Below are 23,192 nucleotides of genomic sequence, written 5' to 3' on the forward strand. Positions count from 1 at the left end.
ACCTTTGATTATAGGGGATTTCCAGCCGGGCAGCCGGTTAATGCAGTAGTTCGGAAAGCTGACAAGCCGTCAATGATGGGGAATATCAGCACGGCCGACTGCAAATGCAGGAGCAGTCTGCAGCAGTTCAGCGACACCATACAGGCTGGCCAGGCTTTGCAAATTCACCGGCACATTGACAAAAGCCAGCGCCCTGCCCTGCCGGATCGCCGCACGCTGCCAGCCGATCAGCGCGGCTATCGCGACCGAATCGGCACTGGTCAGCTCGACCAGATCGATGGCGGTTTGCCCCGCGCGTATCGCCGCCAGCCCGGCTTCATATATAGGCTTGGCAGTGGCGGCGTTAAACGGCGAGGCAGGACGAAACATATGACTCAATCAGGAAGCTTTGGCGGTTTTGGCCGCAGCCGCTGCCAGGCGCTTGTTCTTGTCGCTCAGGACCTTGATCAAGCCATCGATACCATTCTTGCTGATCTCGGTAGCGAAGCTATTCTTGTACGATTCGACCAGCCAGGCGCCCATCACATTGACATCATAGATTTTCCAGCCATTGCCATCCTTGGCCAGGCGATAGTTCAGCTGAATCGGCTCGCCGCGCGGCTGAATGACTTGCGAGCGCACTTCCACTTCAGTGTCGTTGGCATCGCCACGGAATGGCTTGAAATCGAGTTTCTGGTCGCGGATTTGCGCGATGGCGCCCGAATAGGTATAGATCAGCAAGTCGCGGAATTCCTCGGACAAGCGCTTTTTCTGTTCCGGGGTGGCTTCGCGCCAGTAGCGACCTGCAGCCAGTGCAGTCATGCGCTGGGAATCCACATGGGGCAGAATCTTGGCTTCCACCAGTTCAAGAATCTTTTTCTGGTTACCGGCCTGAATATCCTTGTCGGACTTCGCGGTATCCAGCACTTCATGGCTGATGCGCTTGACCAGTGCATCCGGCGCTTCCTGCGCCGCAACGCCACCTGCCATGAATGCCAGCACGCCAAATGTCAAAACTGTCGTCAGTAATTTTTTCAGCATAGTCTTTAATCTTCGCTTTCTGCAAACCCAATGGGCAATGTGCATATTATGCACTAGCCTATTTGAACCCGCTGGGCCCGCAACAAAGCTATTCAATTCTTACTTGTTGTTACTATCGTTTTCTTCCAGCTCATCGTCATGCGGCAGCGCAGGCGGGTTGCCATCGTAAACCTGGCTGCGGCGCCGCTGCAGATAGGCATCCCGAACAAACTGGTAAGGATCCAGGGCAGCGTCTTCCAACAGGTTGGAGGCATCCAGCAAGGCGGCGCGACCGTCGATGATGCGGACACCTGTCCCGACGTTACGCCAGCGTAGCGGTTCTTTGTAAGTCCACGGATTGCCATAGATATCGGCTGGCAAGGCAACCGTATCGCGCACCGTCGAAGGACCGAGCAAGGGCAAGACCAGGAATGGCCCCGATGGCACGCCCCAGCTACCCAGGGTCTGGCCAAAGTCTTCTTTATGCTTCGGCACGCCGGAATCCGACGCAATATCGAACAGACCGAGCACACCCAGCGTGCTATTGGCTGTCACGCGCACCACGTCGAGCGCGCCATCCTCGAATTTCCCTTGCAGGAAGTTGTTCACGGCAGTCCAGACATCGCCGAGGTTGCCAAAGAAATTGCCAATCCCGGTTTGCACAAATGACGGCACCACTGTCTGGTAAGCCTTGGCCACCGGCTTCAAGGCCACCTTGTCCACCTTGTCGTTAAATTCGAACATGGTGCGGTTGTAGCCTTCGAAGGGATCCTGTTTGTTTGTCGTAGCGCAGCCTGTCATGACTGCGGCCATGACGATTAAGGCTAGCGTGCGGGTCATTGTTTTCATCATTTTTCGCTATCTCCTTCAGCAGCTTTGCTGAACAGGAATTGACTGATCAGATTTTCCAGGACGATCGCGGACTGCGTCATCTTGATCTGGTCGCCGGCGGCCAGGTTCGCCGTGTCGCCGCCCGGCTCCAGGCCGATGTACTGCTCGCCGAGCAAGCCGGACGTCAGGATCTTGGCAGAACTATCCTTGGGAAACTGATAACGGCTTTGCAGCTCCAGCGTCACCTGGGCCTGAAAGCTTTTGTCGTCGAATTTGATGTCCGCAACGCGTCCTACCACCACGCCGGCGCTTTTGACCGGCGCGCGCGGCTTCAAGCCACCGATATTGTCGAACTTGGTGACGACAGGGTAGGTTTTTTCGAATGAAAACGTGCTCATGTTTCCGGCCTTCAGCGCCAGGAACAACAAGGCCAACGCCCCTACCAGAACAAACAAACCGACCCACAGGTCCAGGGATTTTCTTTGCATGATGATCACACTATCTTAGATAAGCCATTCCGATTTTTTATCGCAAATCTTGTACTGACCGCGCCGGTTCAATTGAACATCAGCGCCGTCATCAGGAAATCGAGCCACAGCACCGTCAGCGACGCCGTGATGACGGTGCGCGTGGTCGCGCGCGCCACCCCTTCCGGCGTTGCCTTCGCTTCATACCCCTGATACAGGGCGATAAAGGTGACGGCGATACCGAATACAAAACTCTTGATGGTGCCGTTGAGGATATCCTTCCAGACATCGACACCTTCCTGCATTTGCGACCAGAATGCACCGGCATCCACGCCGATCAATTGCACGCCGACGATGTAGCCGCCGAAAATGCCGACCGCGCTGAAGATGGATGCCAGGAGCGGCATGGCAATGACACCGGCCACGAATCGCGGCGCAATCACGCGGTTCAAGGGATTAACTGCCATCATTTCCATCGCTGCCAATTGTTCGCCGGCTTTCATCAAACCGATTTCAGCTGTCAGCGACGTGCCGGCACGCCCGGCAAACAGCAAGGCCGCGACCACCGGCCCAAGTTCGCGAATCAGCGCCAGCGCCACCAGCACGCCCAGCGCCTGTTCCGAGCCATAGCGATTGAGGATGTAATAGCCTTGCAAACCCAGCACGAAACCGACGAATAAGCCGGAGACGGCAATGATCAGCATCGAATGATTGCCGATGAAGAAAAGCTGGCTGACCACGAGCCCCGGCCGGCGCCAGAGTTTCAGCGATGCGCCCAGCGTGGCGACAAACAAGCGCGTTGCATAACCGAGATTGCCGACATATTCGCGCAGTATGCGGCCCAGGCTGCTAATCGAATCCAGAATCATTGACTGCGCTCCAGCCCCAGCGATGCCGCCAGCGATTTACCCGGATAGTGGAACGGCACCGGCCCATCGGCCTGGGCATGAACAAATTGCTTCACGTACGGGTCGGACGAGGTCCGCATTTCCTCCGGCGTGCCTTGTGCGACGATGACGCCATTCGATAGAAAATAAACATAATCAGCGATGGCAAACGATTCATGCACGTCGTGCGACACCAGGATCGACGTCGAGCCCAATGCATCATTCAAGGTGCGAATCAGATTTGCCGTCACGCCCATCGAAATCGGATCGAGACCTGCGAACGGTTCGTCATACATGATCAGTTGCGGGTCGAGCGCAATCGCCCGCGCCAGCGCCACGCGCCGCGCCATACCGCCGGAAATTTCGGAAGGCTTGAGGTGTGCAGCGTTGCGCAAGCCCACCGCATGCAACTTCAGCAGCACGAGGTCATGGATCAGCTCTTCCGGCAAGTCGGTATGTTCGCGCAGCGGAAAAGCGACGTTTTCGGCCACCGTCAGATCGGTGAACAAGGCGCCATGCTGGAACAGCAGCCCCATCCTGCGTCGCAGCGCATACAGGTCGGCGGTATTGAGTGTTCCTACAGTCTGTCCATCGACGTTGATGGTGCCGGAATTCGCCAGCAGTTGGCCGCCGATCAATCTCAGGATCGTGGTCTTGCCTGAACCGGAACCACCCATGACCGCAACGACTTTCCCGCGCGGGAAGACCATATTGAGACCGGACAGGATGCTCCGTTCTCCATAGGCGAAATGGACATTGCGGATTTCTACAAGATCATACACGAGAATTAATGACGAATTGGTTAACAATGAGATTGTAGTGCAGAAACCCTTTTACCGACTGCACGCTGGTCAGGCATACAACAAAGGGGCCAGGAATTTTGCGTGATTTTCATCAGCATTGCCTTAAATACATCGCTTTTACCGGCATGCTGACAAAAATGCCCGCTCCAAGAGCGGGCATTCCATTTTGACATGGCCGGCATCTGCTTGCAGCGCAGACGCCTTTGCTAACTTATCGCGGCAGAACCGAGCTACCCATCAGGAACTCGTCAACGGCACGCGCGCATTGACGACCTTCGCGAATCGCCCACACCACCAGCGACTGGCCACGGCGCATATCGCCCGCAGCGAAGACTTTCGGCTTCGAAGTCTGGTAGCAGCCTTCGCCATCGGTATTGGCTTTGGCATTGCCGCGCACATCCTTCTCGACGCCGAAGGCATCCAGCACTTGCGCCACCGGCGAAACGAAGCCCATTGCCAGCAGCACGAGGTCTGCCTTGATCTCGAATTCGGAACCCGGCACTTCGGTCATCTTGCCGTCTTTCCATTCAACGCGGGCAGCGATCAGCTTTTCGACCTTGCCATTCTTGCCTTCCAGGCGCTTGGTGGTCACGGCCCAGTCGCGTTCGCAACCTTCGTCATGCGACGACGAAGTGCGCAATTTGTACGGCCAGTACGGCCACACCAGCGGCTTGTTTTCCTTCTCCGGCGGCGTCGGCATCAATTCGAACTGAGTCACTTGCGCCGCGCCATGACGGTTGGACGTACCCACGCAGTCGGAGCCGGTATCGCCGCCGCCAATCACGACGACATGCTTGCCGGTAGCCATGATCTGGTCTTTCAGCTTATCGCCGGCGTTGACCTTGTTTTGCTGCGGCAGGAATTCCATGGCGAAGTGGACGCCTTTCAATTCGCGGCCCGGCACCGGCAAGTCACGCGGATTTTCCGCGCCGCCGGCGATAACGACGGCGTCGAATTCCTTGTCCAGCTGTTCCGGCGAGATGGTTTCCTTGGCCCAGTTGGTGATATTGGCCGGGAACTCCTTGCCGACCAATACACCGGTGCGGAAGGTCACGCCTTCGGCTTTCATCTGCTCGACGCGGCGGTCGATGTGCGACTTCTCCATCTTGAAGTCGGGAATACCGTAGCGCAGCAGGCCGCCGACACGGTCATTCTTTTCAAAGACGGTAACGTCGTGACCGACGCGCGCCAGTTGCTGCGCCGCGGCCAAGCCCGCAGGACCGGAGCCGACGACAGCAACCTTCTTGCCGGTTTTCGCAGCAGCTGGCTGTGGCGTGACCCAACCGTTTTCCCAGCCCTTGTCGATGATGAAATGCTCGATCGACTTGATGCCGACCGGATCGTTGTTGATGCCCAGGGTGCAGGCAGCTTCGCACGGTGCCGGGCAGATGCGGCCGGTGAACTCCGGGAAGTTGTTGGTCTGGTGCAGCGTGTCCAGCGCCTGGCGATAATTGCCGTGATAAACCAGGTCATTCCAGTCAGGGATGATGTTGTTGACCGGGCAGCCATTGTTACAGAACGGGATGCCGCAATCCATGCAGCGTGCACCCTGGATCTTGGCGTCGCCATCGGACAGGCGAACGACAAATTCCTTGTAATGCTTCAAACGCGCTTTGGGGGCTTCATACCCTTCATTCAAGCGCTCGAATTCCAGAAAACCGGTTACTTTTCCCATGTTCTTCCTTCAATTATTCATTTCTCGGGCACGCCGTGCCCTGGCATTGTCCGTGGCTGGCGAGGATTGGCACCCTCGCCAGCGTGCATCTAGTACGTTTAGGCCGTGACCTTTTCCTTGGCTTGGGCTGCGGCATGCATTTCGCCCAGTGCGCGCTTGTACTCGGTCGGGAACACCTTGACGAACTTGGCACGGGCATTGGCCCAGTCATCCAGCAGGTTGCGTGCACGCGTGCTGCCGGTATGCTTGAAGTGACGCTCGATCAAGCCCTTCAGGATTGCCTCGTCAGCCTGGCGCTCGCCGTTGCGTTGGGTGCTGTGCCAGAAAGCGCGATCCAGCTTGGCCTCCTGATCGGCCGCCGACAATACCGGCTCCAGCGCCACCATCGCCATGTTGCACTTCTTGGCAAAGTCGCCGTCCGGATCGTAGACATAAGCGATACCGCCCGACATGCCGGCAGCGAAGTTGCGGCCGGTGGCGCCCAACACGACCACGGTACCGCCGGTCATGTATTCGCAACCATGGTCGCCGGTGCCTTCGACTACGGTGATCGCGCCCGAGTTACGGACCGCGAAACGCTCGCCTGCGACGCCGTTGAAGTAGGCTTCACCGGAAATCGCGCCGTACAGCACGGTATTGCCGATGATGATGTTGTCGACCGCGCGGCCACGGAACTCGGTGTTCGGACGCACGATGATGCGGCCGCCCGACAAGCCCTTGCCAACGTAATCATTACCTTCGCCCACCAGGTCCAGCGTGACGCCATGCGCCAGGAACGCGCCGGCCGATTGGCCAGCAGTGCCTTGCAGCTGGATGTGGATGGTATCGTCCGGCAAACCTTCGTGACCGTATTTCTTGGCCACTTCGCCCGACAGCATGGCGCCGACGGTACGGTTGAGGTTCTTCACCGGCGAGATGAAGGACACCTTCTCGCCTTTTTCCAGCGCAGCCTTGGCCTGGGCGATCAGCTTGTGATCCAGGGCCTTTTCGAGGCCGTGATCCTGCACATCCACATGGAAGCGCGGCTCGTCGGCCGGCACTTCCGGCTGGTAGAAGATCTTCGAGAAATCCAGTCCCTTGGCCTTCCAGTGCGAGATCGCCTTGGACTTGTCGAGCAGGTCGGAACGGCCGATCAACTCGTCGAACTTGCGGATGCCCAGCTGCGCCATGATCTGACGCACTTCTTCCGCAACGAAGAAGAAGTAGTTGACCACGTGCTCAGGCTTGCCCGAGAACTTCTTGCGCAGGACCGGATCTTGCGTGGCCACGCCCACCGGGCAGGTGTTCAGGTGGCACTTGCGCATCATGATGCAGCCTTCGACGACCAGCGGTGCGGTGGCGAAACCGAATTCATCGGCACCCAGCAACGCGCCGATGACGACGTCGCGACCGGTCTTGATCTGACCATCAGTCTGCACGCGGATACGGCCGCGCAGGCGGTTCAGCACCAGGGTTTGCTGGGTTTCAGCCAGACCGAGTTCCCACGGCGTGCCGGCATGCTTGACCGAAGACAGGGGCGACGCGCCCGTGCCGCCGTCATGGCCGGCGATCACCACGTGATCGGACTTGGCTTTGGCCACACCGGCGGCCACGGTGCCGACGCCGACTTCCGAGACCAGCTTGACCGAGATCGAAGCTTTCGGATTGACGTTCTTCAGGTCATGGATCAGCTGCGCCAGATCTTCGATCGAGTAGATGTCATGGTGCGGCGGCGGCGAAATCAGGCCCACGCCCGGAACCGAGAAACGCAGCTTGGCGATGTACTCGGACACCTTATGGCCCGGCAGCTGACCGCCCTCGCCCGGCTTGGCGCCCTGCGCCATCTTGATCTGGATTTGATCGGCCGAAGTCAGGTACTCGGCAGTGACGCCGAAACGGCCCGACGCCACCTGCTTGATCTTCGAGCGCAGCGAATCGCCTTCCAGCAGCGGCGTATCGACTTCGACCTGGTCGTGGCCGATGACATCCGCCAGGGTGCTGCCCTGCTTGATCGGGATACCTTTCAGTTCCTGGCGATAGCGCGCATCATCCTCGCCGCCTTCACCGGTGTTCGACTTGCCGCCGATACGGTTCATGGCGATGGCCAAGGTGGCGTGCGCTTCGGTCGAGATCGAGCCGAGCGACATCGCGCCGGTGGCGAAACGCTTGACGATTTCCTTGGCCGGCTCGACTTCATCCAGCGGAATGGCCTTGCTCGGGTCGATCTTGAACTCGAACAGGCCGCGCAGCGTCATGTGGCGCTTGCTCTGATCATTGATGATCTGCGCGTATTCCTTATACGTATTGAAGTTGTTGGAGCGGGTCGAATGCTGCAGCTTGGCGATTGCGTCCGGCGTCCACATATGGTCTTCGCCACGCACGCGGAAAGCATATTCGCCGCCGGCGTCCAGTGCATTGGCCAGCACCGGGTCGTTACCGAATGCCAGGTTATGCAGGCGCAACGCTTCCTCGGCCAGTTCGAACACGCCGATACCTTCGACGTTCGACGCGGTGCCCTTGAAGTACTTGTCGATCAGGGCGCGGCTCAGGCCGATGGCTTCGAAGATTTGCGAACCGCAGTAGGACATGTAGGTCGAAATACCCATCTTGGACATCACCTTCATCAAGCCCTTGCCGACGGCTTTCTGGAAGTTGTAGATGGCTTTTTCGGGCGACAGCTCGCCCGACAAGCCCTTGGCCATGTCGGACAGCGTGTCGAGCGCCAGGTACGGGTGCACGGCTTCGGCGCCGTAACCTGCCAGCAGGGCGAAGTGATGCGTTTCGCGGGCCGAACCGGTTTCGACGACCAGGCCGGTGGAGGTACGCAAGCCCTTCGCCACCAGGTGCTGGTGGATGGCCGAAGTTGCCAGCAGAGCGGGAATCGCCACTTGGCTGCCATCGATCTTGCGATCGGAAATGATCAGGATGTTATGACCGGACTTGACGGCGTCAACAGCTTTCGCGCACAGCGATGCCAGGCGCGCTTCGATGCCTTCCTTGCCCCATGCCAGCGGATAGCAGATGTTCAATTCATACGACTTGAACTTGCCGCCGGTATGGGCGCTGATGTTGCGCAGCTTGGCGATATCGGCATAGTCGAGAACCGGCTGCGACACTTCCAGGCGCATCGGCGGGTTGATGTTATTGGTGTCGAGCAGGTTCGGCTTCGGGCCGATGAAGGACACCAGCGACATGACCATCGCTTCGCGGATCGGGTCGATCGGCGGGTTGGTCACTTGCGCGAACAACTGTTTGAAGTAGTTATACAGCGTCTTGTTCTTGTTGGACATGACTGCCAGCGGCGAGTCGTTGCCCATCGAGCCGACCGCTTCTTCGCCGGTGGTAGCCATCGGCGCCATCAGGAACTTCAGGTCTTCCTGGGTATAGCCGAAGGCTTGCTGCAAATCGAGCAGCGGCACGGTCGGCTTCTGTTCAGCCGGCTCGGCGTCGAGTTCATTCAGCTTGATGCGAACCGAATCGATCCACTGCTTGTACGGCTTGGCGTTAGCGTAGGTATCCTTCAGTTCCTTGTCATCGATGATGCGGCCGGCATCCAGGTCGATCAGGAACATCTTGCCCGGCTGCAGGCGCCACTTCTTGATGATCTTCGATTCCGGAATCGGCAAGACGCCCGATTCGGAAGCCATGACGACCAGGTCGTCGTCGGTGACGATATAACGGGCCGGACGCAAGCCATTGCGGTCCAGGGTGCCGCCGATGTGACGACCATCAGTGAAGGCCATCGCGGCCGGACCATCCCACGGCTCCATCATGGCGGCGTGGTATTCGTAGAAGGCGCGACGGTTGTCGTCCATCAGGGTGTGATTTTCCCAAGCTTCCGGGATCATCATCATCATGGCCTGGGCGATCGGGTAGCCGGCCATCACCAGCAGTTCGAGCGCATTGTCGAAGCAGGCGGTGTCGGACTGGCCTTCATAAATCAGCGGGAAGAGCTTTTGCAGGTCTTCACCCAGCACGGCCGACTTCATCACGCCTTCGCGGGCGCGCATCCAGTTGAAGTTGCCCTTGACGGTATTGATCTCGCCATTGTGCGCCAGCAGGCGGTACGGGTGAGCCAGCGGCCATTCAGGGAAGGTGTTGGTCGAAAAACGCTGATGCACCAGGGCCAGGGCGGAGATGCAACGCGGATCCTGCAGGTCCTTGTAATACACGCCCACCTGATCAGCCAAGAGCAAGCCCTTGTAGACCACGGTGCGGGCCGACATTGATGGCACGAAGAATTCCTTGCCATGCAAGAGGTTCAGCGCCTGAATAGCGTGGCCGGAGGATTTACGGATGACGTACAGCTTGCGCTCGAGCGCGTCGGTCACCATGATATCGGCGCCGCGGCCGATGAAGATCTGGCGAATCACGGGTTCCTTGGCGCGTACGGTCGGCGACATCGGCATGTCGAAGTCGACCGGCACATCGCGCCAGCCGAGCACGACTTGGCCTTCCGCCAGCACGGCGCGTTCAATTTCTTGCTCGCAAGCCAAGCGCGAAGCATTTTCTTTTGGCAAGAAAACCATGCCCACGCCATATTCCCCCGGCGGCGGCAGTGTCACGCCTTGCTTCGCCATTTCTTCGCGGTAATATTGGTCAGGGATCTGGATCAGGATACCCGCGCCGTCGCCCATCAGCTTGTCGGCACCAACGGCACCCCGATGGTCAATATTTTTCAGGATCAACAGACCCTGCTCAATGATCGAGTGACTTTTTTGACCTTTGATGTGGGCAACAAAACCGACACCACAGGCGTCATGTTCATTGGCCGGGTCGTACAAACCTTGCGCGCGCATAAACTTCTCCGCTATTCATGGAATCAAAAGTCAAGAATAGTCCAGCGGAAAAGATATATCAACCTTTATAAAATGGGGTCAGAGTAGAATTCGCATTGCACAAATTTAGTGCAAAATTTAAATGGGGACAGAGCGATGATGACTGACTTGCACTTCTTATTTCCTTTTTGCTAGCCATTTCTATCCACTTTATTTATTTCATTACTAGCTGGCTTACGAGGCCGGCCACGCATGGCTGGACGAACACGGCGATTACTTTGCCGCTCAAGTGCAGACTTGTATTGTTCCGAGCCAAGTGCCCATCCTTTCCTCACCGCCCCTTGAATTATCTGCATTTCCGCATCAGTAAGTACCTGCTCCATTAATGCCTTATAAGACGCCTCCCGCTCGAACGGTGTATTCCCCAGATGCCAATAAACAGTATGGTCGGTGATGTAAGGGTCCGATTGCGCACCGATGTGGTGCGCGCAACTGGACCATGCATAGGCACCCGGTTCACTGACAAGCCCGGCGCGTACCGGGTTGAGCTCGATATAACGGGAACAAGGCAAAAGGTAGCGATCGGGATCGAGCACGTTGGCTCTGAACCTTCCCTGCCATAAGGTGCCGGCGCGTTGATACTTTTGATTGAAGTACGGGACATAATACCGGCCTATCCATTGCATCATTTTTCCGAGCCCAGCCGCATCAGAAGGAGAGGCAAGCAAATGCACATGATCAGGCATCAGTACATAGGCGTGTAAAGCGACTTTAAACTGCCGCGCCCCTTCCCGTAGCCATTTCAAGAAAGCAGCATAGTCTTCGTCATCCCTGAAAATGCTTTGATGATCAATGCCTTGCTGGATGATGTGATGGGGTTGCTCTGGAATTACCAGCCGGGGAAGACGTGCCATGATAGGAAAATCAGCAGTAAGGAAACGCTCTTAAATGGGTAACCCAAAACGGATAGTACACGAATATGAGCTCTGACCCCATTTAACATTGGTGCCTCCGAATCCAATTCACCTTATGGATAGAGCGCTTCAATGCAAAACCCCTGGCAGCCAGTTGCTGCCAGGGGTTTTAAACTTAAGTGAAAAATTGTAACTGCCGAAGCTCAGAACGGGATATCGTCATCCATGTCCGAGAAATTCGGTGCCGGACGCGAAGCAGGACGGCTGGCCGCGCCACCGCCGCTCGATGCCGGACGGGCCGGTGCCTGAGCATAATCATCTTCCGGCACGCTTGCACCGCCACCCATGCCTTGGCGACCACCAAGCATTTGCATGGAATCGGCAATGATTTCCGTTGTGTAACGCTCATTGCCATCCTTGTCGGTCCATTTGCGCGTTTGCAGACGGCCTTCGACATACACCTGCGAACCTTTTTTCAGATACTGCCCCGCGATTTCAGCCAGCTTGCGGTAAAAGGTAATGCGGTGCCATTCCGTCAGTTCCTTTTTCTCGCCAGTCTGCTTGTCTTTCCAGCTTTCAGTCGTGGCAACGGCAACATTGGTCACAGCCTCGCCGTTAGGCATATAGCGCGTTTCCGGATCCCGTCCAAGGTTGCCGACAATAATTACTTTGTTGACCGATGCCATGTATTTCTCCTTTAAGCTGCTACGGCCGCTTGGCTGCGGCGTGGCAAATTTTTCATACTGACAGCCATTATAAGCCAGAGCACGGTCATGCCCGCCCCGGCCTGAAAAACCGCCGAACGTCCGGCATGCTGCACCAGCCATCCTCCCAATGCACCGCCACAAAACACGCCAAGCGATTGCAAGGTATTGTAGACACCCAGCGCCGTCCCCTTCGCTGCCGGCGGCGCAATCCGCGATACCAGCGATGGCTGGCTGGCTTCCAGAATATTAAAGGCGATGAAGAAAGCCAGCAGCAAGCCAATCAGCAGCCAGGTCGGACTATTGGCCTGCGCCAGCCACCACCACAAGCCAAGCTGCACAGCCAAAAGTAGCATGATGGCTGCCACAAATATTTGCTTGATTTTGCCCAACTTTTCACCAACAAAGATGGGCGGCAGCATCAGGATGAACGACGCCAGGACGACCGGCAAATAAACCTTCCAGTGCGCCGTGACGGGCAAATCCATGGCATGCACCAGGGCCGACGGCACGACGATAAAAATGGCGACCTGGGTCAGGTGCAGCACGAAGACACCAAAGTTCAAGCGCAGCAATTCACGATTTTTCAGCACGTCGCGCAACGCGACCCGCCGTGCCACGACCGCTGGCACGTCAGGCACGAGATAGCGCACGACAGCAATCGATACCAAAGCCAGGAAAGCCGTCATCCAGAAAATACCGCTCATGCCGATCGCTTTATACAACAGCGGCGCACCGACCATGGAAAGCGCGAACGTAATCCCGATGGAGCCGCCGACCATCGCCATCGCCTTAGTGCGGTGCTGTTCGCGTGTGGCATCCGAAATCAATGCCATCACGGCGGCGGATATGGCGCCGGCGCCTTGAAGGGCACGTCCCACCACGATCCATAGAACATTATTCGCCAGTGCCGCAATCACGGCCCCGATGGCAAACATGATCAGGCCGGCAATAATGACCGGTTTGCGGCCATAACGGTCCGAGAATATGCCAAAGGGGATTTGGCAAAACGCCTGCGCCAGCCCGTATATCCCCATTGCCAAACCGACCATGGCCAGGTTGTCACCACCCGGCATGGTTTTGGCATGCTCCGCAAAGATCGGTAGCAGCAGAAACAGGCCCAGCATGCGCAATGCGAAAATCCCGGCCAGGGAAGCGCTGGCGCGGATTTCCATGGATGTCATGCGCTCGCTGACGCCATTAATAACTTGAGAAGACATAAATTCAGCAGTCGGATGGCGGTTAACCGTCGATTTCAAAACCCGTTATAGTAGCAGGTTGACCGAACTTACTTGCGTGCAGTGTTTCTACGAATTAGGTCTTTAACACAGCCGCAACAACTAATTGATTCCATGGAAGAAATTCGTATCCGCGGTGCACGCACGCACAACCTCAAGAATATCAATCTCGATATTCCACGTAACCAGTTGATCGTCATTACCGGGCTGTCCGGTTCCGGCAAATCATCACTGGCTTTCGACACCTTGTATGCCGAGGGCCAGCGGCGCTATGTCGAATCGCTGTCGGCCTATGCGCGGCAATTCCTGCAATTGATGGAAAAGCCCGATGTCGACATGATCGAAGGCTTGTCGCCGGCGATCTCGATCGAACAGAAAGCCACCTCGCACAATCCGCGCTCGACGGTCGGCACTGTCACGGAAATCCACGACTACCTGCGTCTCCTGTACGCGCGCGTCGGCACACCGTATTGCCCGCAACATCCCGAGAATCCGCTCGCTGCGCAATCGGTATCGCAAATGGTCGATGCCGTGCTGGCCATGCCGGAAGATACCAAGCTGATGATCCTCGCGCCGGTCGTGGCAAACCGCAAGGGCGAGCATGTCGATTTGTTTGCCGCCATGCAAGCGCAGGGTTTCGTGCGCTTCCGTATCCAGAGCGGCACCGGCACGGCCAAGATTTATGAAGTCGATGATTTGCCGAAGCTGAAGAAAACCGAGAAGCACACCATCGATGTGGTGATCGACCGCGTCAAGGTGCGCGCCGATATCAAGCAGCGATTGGCGGAAAGTTTCGAAACTGCCCTGCGGCTGGCGGAAGGCCGCGCCATCGCGCTGGAAATGGATAACGGCGTCGAGCATGTGTATTCGAATAAATTTGCTTGCGCAGTCTGCGGTTATTCGCTGCAGGAACTGGAGCCGCGCCTGTTCTCGTTCAATAACCCGATGGGCGCGTGTCCGGAATGCGACGGCCTGGGCCATATCGAATTCTTCGATCCCAAGCGCATCGTCGCCTTCCCGAACCTGTCTCTGGCTTCCGGCGCCATCAAGGGCTGGGACCGCCGCAACCAGTTTTATTTCCAGATGCTGACGAGCCTGGCCGAGCATTACGGCTTCGATCTCGATATGCCGTTTGAAAAGCTGCCGGAACAGGCGCGGCAAGTCATCCTGTACGGCTCGGGCCGGCAGACGATTCCCTTTGCCTACGTCAATGAACGTGGCCGTACCGTGGTGCGTGAGCATACCTTCGAGGGCGTGGTCAATAATCTCGAGCGCCGCTACCGCGAAACCGATTCGGTCGCAGTACGCGAAGAGCTCGCCAAGTTCATCAATGAAAAGGCTTGCCCCGAATGCGATGGGGCGCGCTTGCGCGTGGAAGCGCGCAACGTCAAGATTGGTAGCGGCCGCCAGCAACGTGCCATTTTTGAAGTGGCCGCCACGCCCCTGCGCGACACGCTGAATTTCTTTGAAACGCTGAAGTTGACCGGCGCCAAGCGCGAAATCGCCGACCGCATCATCAAGGAAATCGTCTCGCGACTGAAGTTCCTGAACAATGTCGGCCTCGATTACCTGTCGCTGGAACGCAGCGCCGACACCTTGTCCGGCGGCGAGGCGCAGCGCATTCGCCTGGCGTCGCAGATCGGCAGCGGCTTGACAGGCGTGATGTACGTGCTGGATGAACCGTCGATCGGCTTGCACCAGCGCGACAACGATCGCCTGATCGATACGCTCAAGCACTTGCGCAATATCGGCAACACCGTGCTGGTGGTCGAGCATGACGAGGATGCCATCCGCGCCGCCGACTTCATCGTCGACATGGGCATCGGCGCCGGCGTGCATGGCGGTGAAATCATCGCCCAGGGCTCGCTGACCGATATCCTGAAAAACAAGAAGTCGCTCACTGCGCAATACTTGAACGGCAAGAAGGAAATCAGCGTACCGAAGAAGCGCACGCCAGCGGACCCGCACAAGCAATTCGTCATCACGGGCGCTTCCGGCAACAATCTGAAAAACGAGACGCTATCCGTGCCGGTCGGCTTGCTCACCTGCGTGACGGGCGTTTCCGGCTCGGGCAAATCAACCCTGGTCAACGACACGCTGTATAACGCCGCGGCCCGCCACCTGTATGGCTCGCAGGCGGAACCCGCGCCATTCGAAACCATTTCCGGCTTCGAATTCTTCGATAAAGTCATCGCCGTCGACCAGGCGCCGATCGGTCGCACGCCACGCTCGAACCCGGCCACCTATACCGGCCTGTTTACGCCGATCCGCGAATTGTTTGCCACCGTGCCGACCGCCAAGGAACGCGGTTACTCGGCTGGCCGCTTCTCGTTCAACGTCAAGGGCGGCCGCTGCGAAGCCTGCCAGGGCGATGGCGTGCTGAAGGTCGAAATGCACTTTCTGCCGGACGTGTACGTGCCTTGCGACGTTTGCCACGGCAAGCGCTACAACCGCGAAACGCTGGAAGTGCAATACAAGGGCAAGAACATCACCGAAGTGCTCGACATGACGGTGGAAGATGCGCATGAATTCTTCCGCCCGGTGCCGGTCATTGCGCGCAAGCTGCAGACCCTGCTGGATGTTGGTCTTGGCTACATCAAGCTGGGCCAGAGTGCGACAACGCTATCCGGCGGCGAGGCGCAACGCGTCAAGCTCTCGCTGGAATTGTCCAAGCGCGACACCGGACGCACGCTCTACATCCTGGACGAGCCGACCACCGGCCTGCACTTCCATGACATCGCGTTGTTGCTGAAGGTGATTCATCGCCTGCGCGACCAGGGCAATACGGTGGTGATCATCGAGCACAACCTCGACGTCATCAAGACGGCCGACTGGCTGGTTGACCTTGGTCCGGAAGGCGGAGCCGGCGGCGGGCGCATCATTGCGACCGGCACGCCGGAAGATGTGGCAGCCAATCCCGACAGCATCACCGGCAAGTATCTGGCGCCGCTGCTGGAGAAAAAATAAGGTCATCGCGATGCCTACGGAATCCGCCGCCAGCTTGAAATCCGCCCGGCACCTGCGCATTACCGGCCAGGTGCAGGGCGTGGGCTATCGCGCGGCATTCGAGCATGAAGCGCGCGCCCTGCAGTTGTCGGGCTGGGTGCGCAACCGGATGGATGGTTCGGTGGAAGCCGTGGTGGCGGGCCCGGCGGAATCGCTGGAACGCATCATCGCCTGGGCCTGGAAAGGGCCGGTTGCCGCCCGGGTCGACGAAGTGGTCGTCAGTAATGCCGATAGCGAACGCCTTAAGCCGGCGACTTTCGAGCGCTGGCCTACGGCCTGAGTCCCTTCTCTCTTCCAACAACTTTCCCTATCATTGGCGTCAGGCTTGCAGGCCCAGCCACAATCCAAACGGCACGAATATCAGCGCGGCCAGGTTACCCAGCAAGACAATGGATGCCACCTTGTCCGGCTCCTGCCGATACTGCTCCGCCATCAAAAAGCAAAATACGGCGGGCGGCAAGGAAGCAAACAGATACATCTGCGCGCGTTGCGCAGCCGGCAAGCCCAATACCTGATCCAGCGCCCATGCGACTGCCAGGCCAGCCAGAGGGCACACTGCCGCGCCAACCATGCCGATCTGCCAGCTTTTCAAGGTCACATCGCGCATGCGCACGCCAAGCGCAAACAGCATGATGGGAATCGATGCCTCCCCCAATATCTTCAATCCCTGAAATAAGGGCGCGGGAATGGCGACATGGGTTAGTGCAAATACGAGGCCAAACATCATGGCCAGCATCATCGGATTGAGCAACAGCTTCCAGGACGAGGCGCCATGCGCCTGCACTTTGCCGGCGGCGAGAATCTTGATACCGAGAGAAAAATAAACCAGGTTACATGCCATGAACAAGGCGACCGCGGCAGACAAGCCAGCCTGACCAAACGCCAGGGCCGCGAGCGGCAAGCCCATGTTGCCGCAATTGTTGTACATCATCGGCGGCAAAAACGTCCGCATGTCGTACCCGAGCAAGCGCGCCACGGGCCAAGCCAGCAAACCCGACCCTACCGCAATCAGCACGCCGGCAAGGATCAGCATGGCATTGTGCACGAGATCGAAATCCTTGGCCGCCATGGCAGTGAATACGAGTAAAGGGCCAAGGATTTCCGTGCTGACGCGATTGACCCCCACCATATCTGCCTTGACTGTGCTGCCGCGCAGACGGGCATAGCCATAACCGGCGGCGATAATGCAAAAGACGGGAAGAATGATGCTAAGAATACGTTCAAACATTGCGATGAGACTAAGGGAGATGCTGCCAAGGGATGTATACGGGTGACTGTCGCGGCAGTAACCGCTACCGGGATTATGATGCCGAAATGGTTTTTACGCTTTCAGCAAGCGCTCTTCGGCCAACGCGAGACTGACCGACAGCCCGCGCAAGATGACGATATCGCCAGCCTGCAGTATGGTGGCGTCGTCGATGTCCAGACGAACCTGCCCTCTTCTGACCGCGGTGACTTCGGCGCCAAGTGCATCCAGATGCAAGGACTGTAAAGTACGATTGACTGCGTAGGCGGATTCGCCGAGCGTGACCGAATCCAGGCGCAACTGCGTGTTTTCACTGTCTTCCGAGGCATCGGTGGAACCATAATAAAAGCCGCGCAGCGACTCATAGCGCTGTTCGCGCGTGAGTTGCACACGTCGCACGACCTTGCGTAACGGGACGCCGACTTGCAGCAACGCATGCGACGCCAGCATCAGGCTGCTTTCAATCGCTTCCGGCACGACTTCGGTGGCGCCGGCCGCCCGCAAACGGTCCAGGTCGGTATCGTCATAACTGCGCACGATGACCGGCAAGTTCGGCGCCAGCTCATTAGCGAAATGCAGAATCTTCAGGGCCGAAGCCGTGCCCGCATAGGTGATGACCAGGGCAGCGGCGCGGTGGATGCCGGCCGCTACCAGGCTTTCACGGCGTGCCGCATCGCCATAGGACACATTGGCGCCGCCGGCCTGCGCATCGCGCACCCGGTCCAGATCCAGGTCGAGCGCATGATAGGCAATGCCTTCCGCCTCCAGCAGCTTGGCCAGGCTTTGCCCGGTACGGCCGAAACCGGCAATCACCACGTGCTGCTGGGATTGCATGGTGCGCGATGCGATCTGGGTCAATGCCAGCGACTGCAGCATCCATTCATTACTCGACAGGCGCATCACAATGGCGTTGGATTTGGCCAGAATGAAGGGCGCTGCCACCATCGACAAGACCATGGCGGCCAGCACGATCTGCACCAGCAGCGGGTCAAGCAGGTTCAGGGCGCCAGCCTGGTTAAGTAAGACGAAGCCGAACTCGCCTGCCTGCGCCAGCCCCAAGCCGGTGCGTAGCGCCACGCCGGCCGGCATGCCCGACAATCTGGCAATCGCCGCGACCAAGCCGAATTTGAGCAAGATGATCAGGCAAACGAATAGCAGCACAAGCCACCAATAGCCGATGACGACACGGATATCGAGCAGCATGCCGATGGTAATGAAGAACAAGCCCAAGAGCACATCGCGGAAGGGCTTGATATCTTCTTCCACGTGATATTTGAACTCGGTCTCGGAAATCAGCATGCCCACCACGAAAGCGCCCAGCGCCAGCGACAGCCCAGCCAGTTCCGTGATCCACGCCGCCCCTACCGTCATCAGCAGCAGGTTCAGCATGAACAATTCCTGCGAACGCCGCTTGACCACGATGCGGAACCAGCCGCGCATCAGCTTCTGCCCCACGACCAGCAACACCAGCAGCACCAGCACGGCTTTCACGAGCGCCCAGCTCAAGGTGGCCATCAAGCCTTGCCCCGGCCTGGCCAGCGCCGGGATCAGAATCAGCAACGGCACGAAGGCCAGATCCTGAAACAGCAGCACGCCCATGATATTGCGGCCATGCGGGCTTTCCAGTTCCAGTCGTTCAGTCAGCAACTTGGACACGATTGCGGTCGATGACATTGCCAGCGCCCCGCCCATGGCAAAGGCAGCTTCCCAGCTGATTGTTGTTAGTTGCGGCAACAGCCATGCCACGAGCCATCCGCAGCCCATCACAACCACGGCCGTCAACGCCACTTGCGCCAAGCCCAGCCCCAGCACTATGCGGCGCATCGACATCAGCTTGGGCAGGGAAAATTCCAGGCCGATGGAAAACATCAGAAAGACCACGCCGAATTCGCCCAGCGTATGCGTCGCCGGATTATCCTTGGCCATGCTGAACCCGTGCGGCCCCAACAGCACGCCAACCAATAGATATCCCAGCATCGGTGGGAGGTTGAGACTGCGGAAGACGACTACGGCCAAGACTGCCGAAGCGAGCAGCAACAGGGTTAATTCAAGTGCCGAGGACATAATTCAGGAATTTGCGGCAAGCAGGATGCTGCCCGGAGTGGTCATTTTGTTTATTTCTGGCAGGTTTTTTGCTTGGCCATTTCGTTTATACTTCTCGCATGAGTGTAACCGATGAAAAAACCTTGACGAAATCTTTTGATGAAAAAAGTGCTGCGCGCGCTGTAACACTGGCCCAGGAAACGCTGCAAATCGAAGCCGATGCGCTCATTGCGATGCAGCATCGCTTTGCCAGGGAAGACAGCCAAGCCTTTAGCAACGCCGTGAAGCTGCTGCTTCAATGCAACGGCCGCGTTGTCGTCTCCGGCATGGGCAAGTCCGGCCATATCGGCCGCAAGATTGCCGCGACATTTGCTTCCACCGGCACCCCGGCATTTTTCGTCCATCCCGGCGAAGCGGCGCATGGCGACCTCGGCATGGTCACGGAGCAGGATGTCTTCGTCGCCATTTCCAATTCGGGAGAAAGTGCCGAACTGCTGGAAATCGTGCCTTTAATTAAGCGCATGGGCGCCAAGCTGATCGCCATGACAGGCCGGCCGACTTCCAACTTGGCGCAACTGGCCAACGTGCATTTGAATGTCGCGGTCGACAAGGAAGCCTGCCCCTTGAACCTGGCGCCGACTGCCAGCACGACGGCAACGCTTGCCCTGGGCGATGCCCTGGCTGTCGCCTTGCTCGACATACGCGGCTTCCGCGAAGAGGATTTTGCCCGCTCCCATCCGGGCGGCTCGCTGGGGCGTCGCCTGCTGACCCATGTGTACGATGTCATGCGCAGCGGCGAAGCGATTCCCGCCGTGACTTCCGACGTGCCCTTGTCGGCTGCGCTGATGGAAATCAGCCAGAAAGGCATGGCCATGACCGCCATCGTCGACGATCAATTCCGACCGATCGGGGTCTTTACCGATGGTGACTTGCGCCGCCTGCTGGAACGCACGCAGGATTTCAGCAAGCTGGCCATTGCCGATGTCATGCATGCCAATCCGCGCGCCGTCCATCCCGAGCAACTCGCCGTCGACGCTGTGCAAATCATGGAAGAGCATCGCATCAATCAGTTGCTCGTCACCGATGCTGACGGCAAGCTGGTCGGTGCCTTGCACATTCATGACCTGACGCGGGCAAAGGTGATCTGATGAGCAACCAGGCAAGCGAGCGGGCCGCGCGCATCCGCATGATGATCTTCGATGTCGACGGCGTTCTTACCGACGGCAGCCTGCATTACGGCCCGGAAGGCGAAGTGATCAAGACCTTCAATGTGTTGGATGGCCACGGCATCAAGCTGTTGCAGCAATCGGGCGTTGCCACCGCCATCATCAGCGCGCGCAAGTCGACGCTGGTGGAGAAGCGCGCCAAGGACCTGGGCATCATCCATGTTCGCCAGGGTGTGCATGACAAGCGCACGGCCTTCGAGCAATTGCTCGGTGAAACCGGCATCGCGGCCGAGGCATGCGGCTTTATCGGCGACGACGTCATCGATTTGCCCATCTTGCTACGCGTCGGCTTTGCCGCCAGCGTGCCGAATGGGCATCCGGAAGTGAAAAAGCGCGTGCATTACGTGACGCGTGCCACCGGAGGCAATGGCGCAGCACGGGAACTGTGCGATTTCATCCTGCAATCGCAGGGCAATTATGAAGCGGCGCTTGCGCCCTACCTGGCATGAAGGATAGGCGCGCCTCGGCCAATCGTTTTCACCTGTGGGTGATACTGGCTATCGTCATGATGCTGGCGCTCGGCAGTTTCTGGCTCCTCGACGTCATTCGCCGCGGCATGGATGACACCACGCCGGAGGCCAAGCGCACGGAGCCGGACTATTACGTCGAACAATTCAATTTCGTCAGATTGGCGAAAACCGGGCAGGCACGCTATCACGTATCCGGCACGCGCATGGTCCATTATCCGCAGAATGATTCGTTTGAAATCAATCGCCCGGTCATGAAAGGCTTGAGCGACAAGCGCCCGACCACGACGATCGTCGCCGATCGTGCAGTGAGCAATTCCGACATGAGCGAAGTGCAATTGTTTGGCAACGTAAAGATTGATCGCCCGGCATCGCCGACGTCACAACATATACAACTGACCTCGGATCATCTGGTGGTATTGCCCGACGAAGATGTCATGAAAACCAACCGCCCGGTCAAATTGATTTCGGGAGTGAATGTCTTGACCGGCGTCGGCATGTTCGCCAATCAGGCGACCGGCGAATTCAACCTGACTAGCCGGGTGAATGGCGTATTGCCGCCGCGGGCAGCACCTTGAGCGCGTAACCTTAATGCATTGACTGACTAATTTTCCATGAAAAGACTAATACCCTTATCGCTGTTTGCGCTCAATATGCTGGTCGCAGGGTTTGCCTATGCTGAAAAGGCTGATGCCGACAAGCCAACCAATATCGAAGCCGACCAGATGTCGTACGACGACGTTCGCCAGGTCAATGTATTCACCGGCAATGTCGTGCTCACCCGCGGCACGCTCATCATGAAGGCACACAAGATGGTTGTGACGCAAGATGCCGCAGGCTATCAGTATGCAACCTTGTACGCAGGCCAGGGGAAACCGGCCAGTTTCCGGCAAAAGCGCGATGGCGGTCAGGATTTGTGGATAGAAGGCGAAGCCGAACGCATTGAATACGATAACAAGGCTGATGTCGCGAAACTCTTTTCCAAGGCGAAGATGCGCCGACTGGAAGGCAAAAAGGTTACCGATGAAGTCGAAGGCGAATTCATTTCCTATGACAACCGTACTGAATTTTACGCCGTCAACAACACACCATCTGACACTAGCAAGCCCGGCGCCGGCCGAGTCAAGGCTATCATCCAGCCACGCAACGACAGCAAGAAATAATCCAGGGATCGCCAGAATGAGCAGCAAATTGCTTGCAAAGGGTTTACAGAAAAGCTATGGCGCGCGTCAGGTATTGCGCGATGTGTCGCTCGAAGTCGGCAGCGGCGAAGTCGTCGGCCTGCTCGGACCGAACGGTGCGGGCAAAACGACGGCGTTCTATATGATTGTCGGATTGGTGCCGGCTGACGCCGGCGATATCGAACTGGATAACGTCAATGTATCGCGCATGCCGATTCATCGCCGGGCCACGCTGGGCTTGTCTTATCTGCCTCAGGAAGCCTCGGTATTTCGCAAGCTGACAGTCGCGGAAAACATTCGTGCCGTACTCGAATTACAGCAAGAGAATGGCAAGCCGCTGTCGAAAGCGGAAATCGAGCGCAGGCTCGACCAGTTGCTCGCGGAACTGCAGATCGAGAAGCTGCGCGACAGCCAGGCCTTGTCGTTGTCAGGCGGCGAGCGGCGACGTGTCGAAATCGCCCGAGCCCTCGCGACCGACCCGCGCTTCGTGCTGCTGGACGAGCCGTTTGCCGGCGTCGATCCGATCGCCGTGATCGAAATCCAGCGCATCGTGCGCTTTCTGAAGGAACGCGGCATTGGCGTGCTGATTACCGATCACAACGTGCGCGAGACGCTGGGCATTTGCGACCGTGCCTACATCATCAATCAGGGTGTCGTGCTGGCCTGCGGCCGCCCGGATGACATCATCGCCAATGAATCAGTGCGCCGGGTTTATCTCGGCGAACACTTCCGGATGTAAGCAGAACGC

At 57.9% G+C, this 23,192-nt stretch carries 20 protein-coding genes; 7 read left to right on the forward strand and 13 right to left on the reverse strand.

The features are described 5' to 3' along the window. Positions 1 to 69: 69 nt before the first annotated feature. The 11 genes from EDC30_RS07500 to EDC30_RS07550 all read right to left on the reverse strand — a co-directional run bounded on the left by EDC30_RS07500 (position 70) and on the right by EDC30_RS07550 (position 13,257). A complete protein-coding gene (locus EDC30_RS07500) occupies positions 70 to 369 on the reverse strand; it encodes an STAS domain-containing protein (RefSeq protein ID WP_132258214.1) in 300 nt (99 codons plus the stop codon). A 9-nt stretch (positions 370 to 378) separates the two neighbouring features. After that, positions 379 to 1,020 carry an MlaC/ttg2D family ABC transporter substrate-binding protein gene (locus EDC30_RS07505; protein ID WP_132258215.1) on the reverse strand — a complete coding sequence of 214 codons (642 nt, stop codon included), beginning with the start codon at positions 1,018 to 1,020 and terminating at the stop codon, positions 379 to 381. A gap of 99 nt (positions 1,021 to 1,119) precedes the next feature. Then, a complete protein-coding gene (locus tag EDC30_RS07510; RefSeq protein ID WP_132258216.1) occupies positions 1,120 to 1,848 on the reverse strand; it encodes an MlaA family lipoprotein in 729 nt (242 codons plus the stop codon). Continuing rightward, entirely contained in the window at positions 1,848 to 2,318 is a 471-nt protein-coding gene (gene mlaD / locus EDC30_RS07515; protein ID WP_132258217.1) for an outer membrane lipid asymmetry maintenance protein MlaD, read from the reverse strand. Before mlaD ends, EDC30_RS07510 begins: the two co-directional genes overlap by 1 nt. A 68-nt stretch (positions 2,319 to 2,386) precedes the next feature. After that, positions 2,387 to 3,166: a lipid asymmetry maintenance ABC transporter permease subunit MlaE gene (gene mlaE, locus EDC30_RS07520; RefSeq protein WP_132258218.1), complete on the reverse strand. Its 780-nt coding sequence runs from the start codon at positions 3,164 to 3,166 to the stop codon at positions 2,387 to 2,389. After that, positions 3,163 to 3,966 carry an ABC transporter ATP-binding protein gene (locus EDC30_RS07525; protein WP_132258219.1) on the reverse strand — a complete coding sequence of 268 codons (804 nt, stop codon included), beginning with the start codon at positions 3,964 to 3,966 and terminating at the stop codon, positions 3,163 to 3,165. Before EDC30_RS07525 ends, mlaE begins: the two co-directional genes overlap by 4 nt. Positions 3,967 to 4,198: 232 nt before the next feature. Continuing rightward, entirely contained in the window at positions 4,199 to 5,662 is a 1,464-nt protein-coding gene (locus EDC30_RS07530) for a glutamate synthase subunit beta (protein WP_132258220.1), read from the reverse strand. Between the two features lie 98 nt (positions 5,663 to 5,760). Further along, positions 5,761 to 10,440 carry a glutamate synthase-related protein gene (locus EDC30_RS07535; protein WP_132258221.1) on the reverse strand — a complete coding sequence of 1,560 codons (4,680 nt, stop codon included), beginning with the start codon at positions 10,438 to 10,440 and terminating at the stop codon, positions 5,761 to 5,763. Positions 10,441 to 10,610: 170 nt separating this feature from the next. Further along, positions 10,611 to 11,333, reverse strand: coding sequence for a transposase (locus tag EDC30_RS07540; protein WP_132258222.1), 723 nt, complete (start codon positions 11,331 to 11,333; stop codon positions 10,611 to 10,613). A 203-nt stretch (positions 11,334 to 11,536) separates the two neighbouring features. After that, a complete protein-coding gene (gene ssb / locus EDC30_RS07545; RefSeq protein ID WP_132258223.1) occupies positions 11,537 to 12,019 on the reverse strand; it encodes a single-stranded DNA-binding protein in 483 nt (160 codons plus the stop codon). An 11-nt stretch (positions 12,020 to 12,030) separates the two neighbouring features. Further along, a complete protein-coding gene (locus EDC30_RS07550; protein WP_243656692.1) occupies positions 12,031 to 13,257 on the reverse strand; it encodes an MFS transporter in 1,227 nt (408 codons plus the stop codon). A 132-nt stretch (positions 13,258 to 13,389) separates the two neighbouring features. Between EDC30_RS07550 and uvrA the strand changes: the two genes are divergently transcribed. Beyond that, positions 13,390 to 16,242, forward strand: coding sequence for an excinuclease ABC subunit UvrA (gene uvrA / locus EDC30_RS07555; RefSeq protein WP_132258224.1), 2,853 nt, complete (start codon positions 13,390 to 13,392; stop codon positions 16,240 to 16,242). A 10-nt stretch (positions 16,243 to 16,252) separates the two neighbouring features. Next, on the forward strand, positions 16,253 to 16,561 hold the full coding sequence (locus EDC30_RS07560; protein WP_132258225.1) for an acylphosphatase: 309 nt from the start codon (positions 16,253 to 16,255) through the stop codon (positions 16,559 to 16,561). Positions 16,562 to 16,600: 39 nt separating this feature from the next. Here EDC30_RS07560 and EDC30_RS07565 read toward each other — a convergent pair whose 3' ends face one another. Together EDC30_RS07565 and EDC30_RS07570 are read right to left on the reverse strand one after the other, a co-directional pair. Beyond that, positions 16,601 to 17,509 (reverse strand): AEC family transporter, encoded by a 909-nt coding sequence (locus tag EDC30_RS07565; protein ID WP_207907233.1) that lies wholly within the window; start codon positions 17,507 to 17,509, stop codon positions 16,601 to 16,603. 93 nt (positions 17,510 to 17,602) lie between these two features. Then, positions 17,603 to 19,591, reverse strand: a complete 1,989-nt coding sequence (locus EDC30_RS07570) for a monovalent cation:proton antiporter family protein (RefSeq protein ID WP_132258227.1) — start codon at positions 19,589 to 19,591, stop codon at positions 17,603 to 17,605. Between the two features lie 98 nt (positions 19,592 to 19,689). Here EDC30_RS07570 and EDC30_RS07575 point away from each other — a divergent pair, with 98 nt between their 5' ends. From EDC30_RS07575 to lptB, 5 genes are read left to right on the forward strand one after another with little or no spacing between them, the layout of a single operon-like run. After that, positions 19,690 to 20,718 carry a KpsF/GutQ family sugar-phosphate isomerase gene (locus EDC30_RS07575; RefSeq protein WP_132258228.1) on the forward strand — a complete coding sequence of 343 codons (1,029 nt, stop codon included), beginning with the start codon at positions 19,690 to 19,692 and terminating at the stop codon, positions 20,716 to 20,718. Further along, positions 20,718 to 21,245, forward strand: coding sequence for a KdsC family phosphatase (locus tag EDC30_RS07580; RefSeq protein ID WP_132258229.1), 528 nt, complete (start codon positions 20,718 to 20,720; stop codon positions 21,243 to 21,245). The genes EDC30_RS07575 and EDC30_RS07580 overlap by 1 nt, the downstream gene beginning before the upstream one ends. Beyond that, complete coding sequence (gene lptC / locus EDC30_RS07585; protein WP_132258230.1) at positions 21,242 to 21,841, forward strand: LPS export ABC transporter periplasmic protein LptC; 600 nt, start codon at positions 21,242 to 21,244, stop codon at positions 21,839 to 21,841. The genes EDC30_RS07580 and lptC overlap by 4 nt, the downstream gene beginning before the upstream one ends. 36 nt (positions 21,842 to 21,877) lie before the next feature. Continuing rightward, on the forward strand, positions 21,878 to 22,426 hold the full coding sequence (lptA, locus tag EDC30_RS07590) for a lipopolysaccharide transport periplasmic protein LptA (protein ID WP_132258231.1): 549 nt from the start codon (positions 21,878 to 21,880) through the stop codon (positions 22,424 to 22,426). Between the two features lie 16 nt (positions 22,427 to 22,442). Beyond that, positions 22,443 to 23,183: an LPS export ABC transporter ATP-binding protein gene (gene lptB / locus EDC30_RS07595; protein WP_132258232.1), complete on the forward strand. Its 741-nt coding sequence runs from the start codon at positions 22,443 to 22,445 to the stop codon at positions 23,181 to 23,183. The last annotated feature ends 9 nt before the right edge of the window (positions 23,184 to 23,192 follow it).

This window comes from Paucimonas lemoignei, from assembly GCF_004342585.1.
In the GTDB taxonomy this organism is placed as follows: Bacteria; Pseudomonadota; Gammaproteobacteria; order Burkholderiales; family Burkholderiaceae_D; genus Paucimonas; species Paucimonas lemoignei.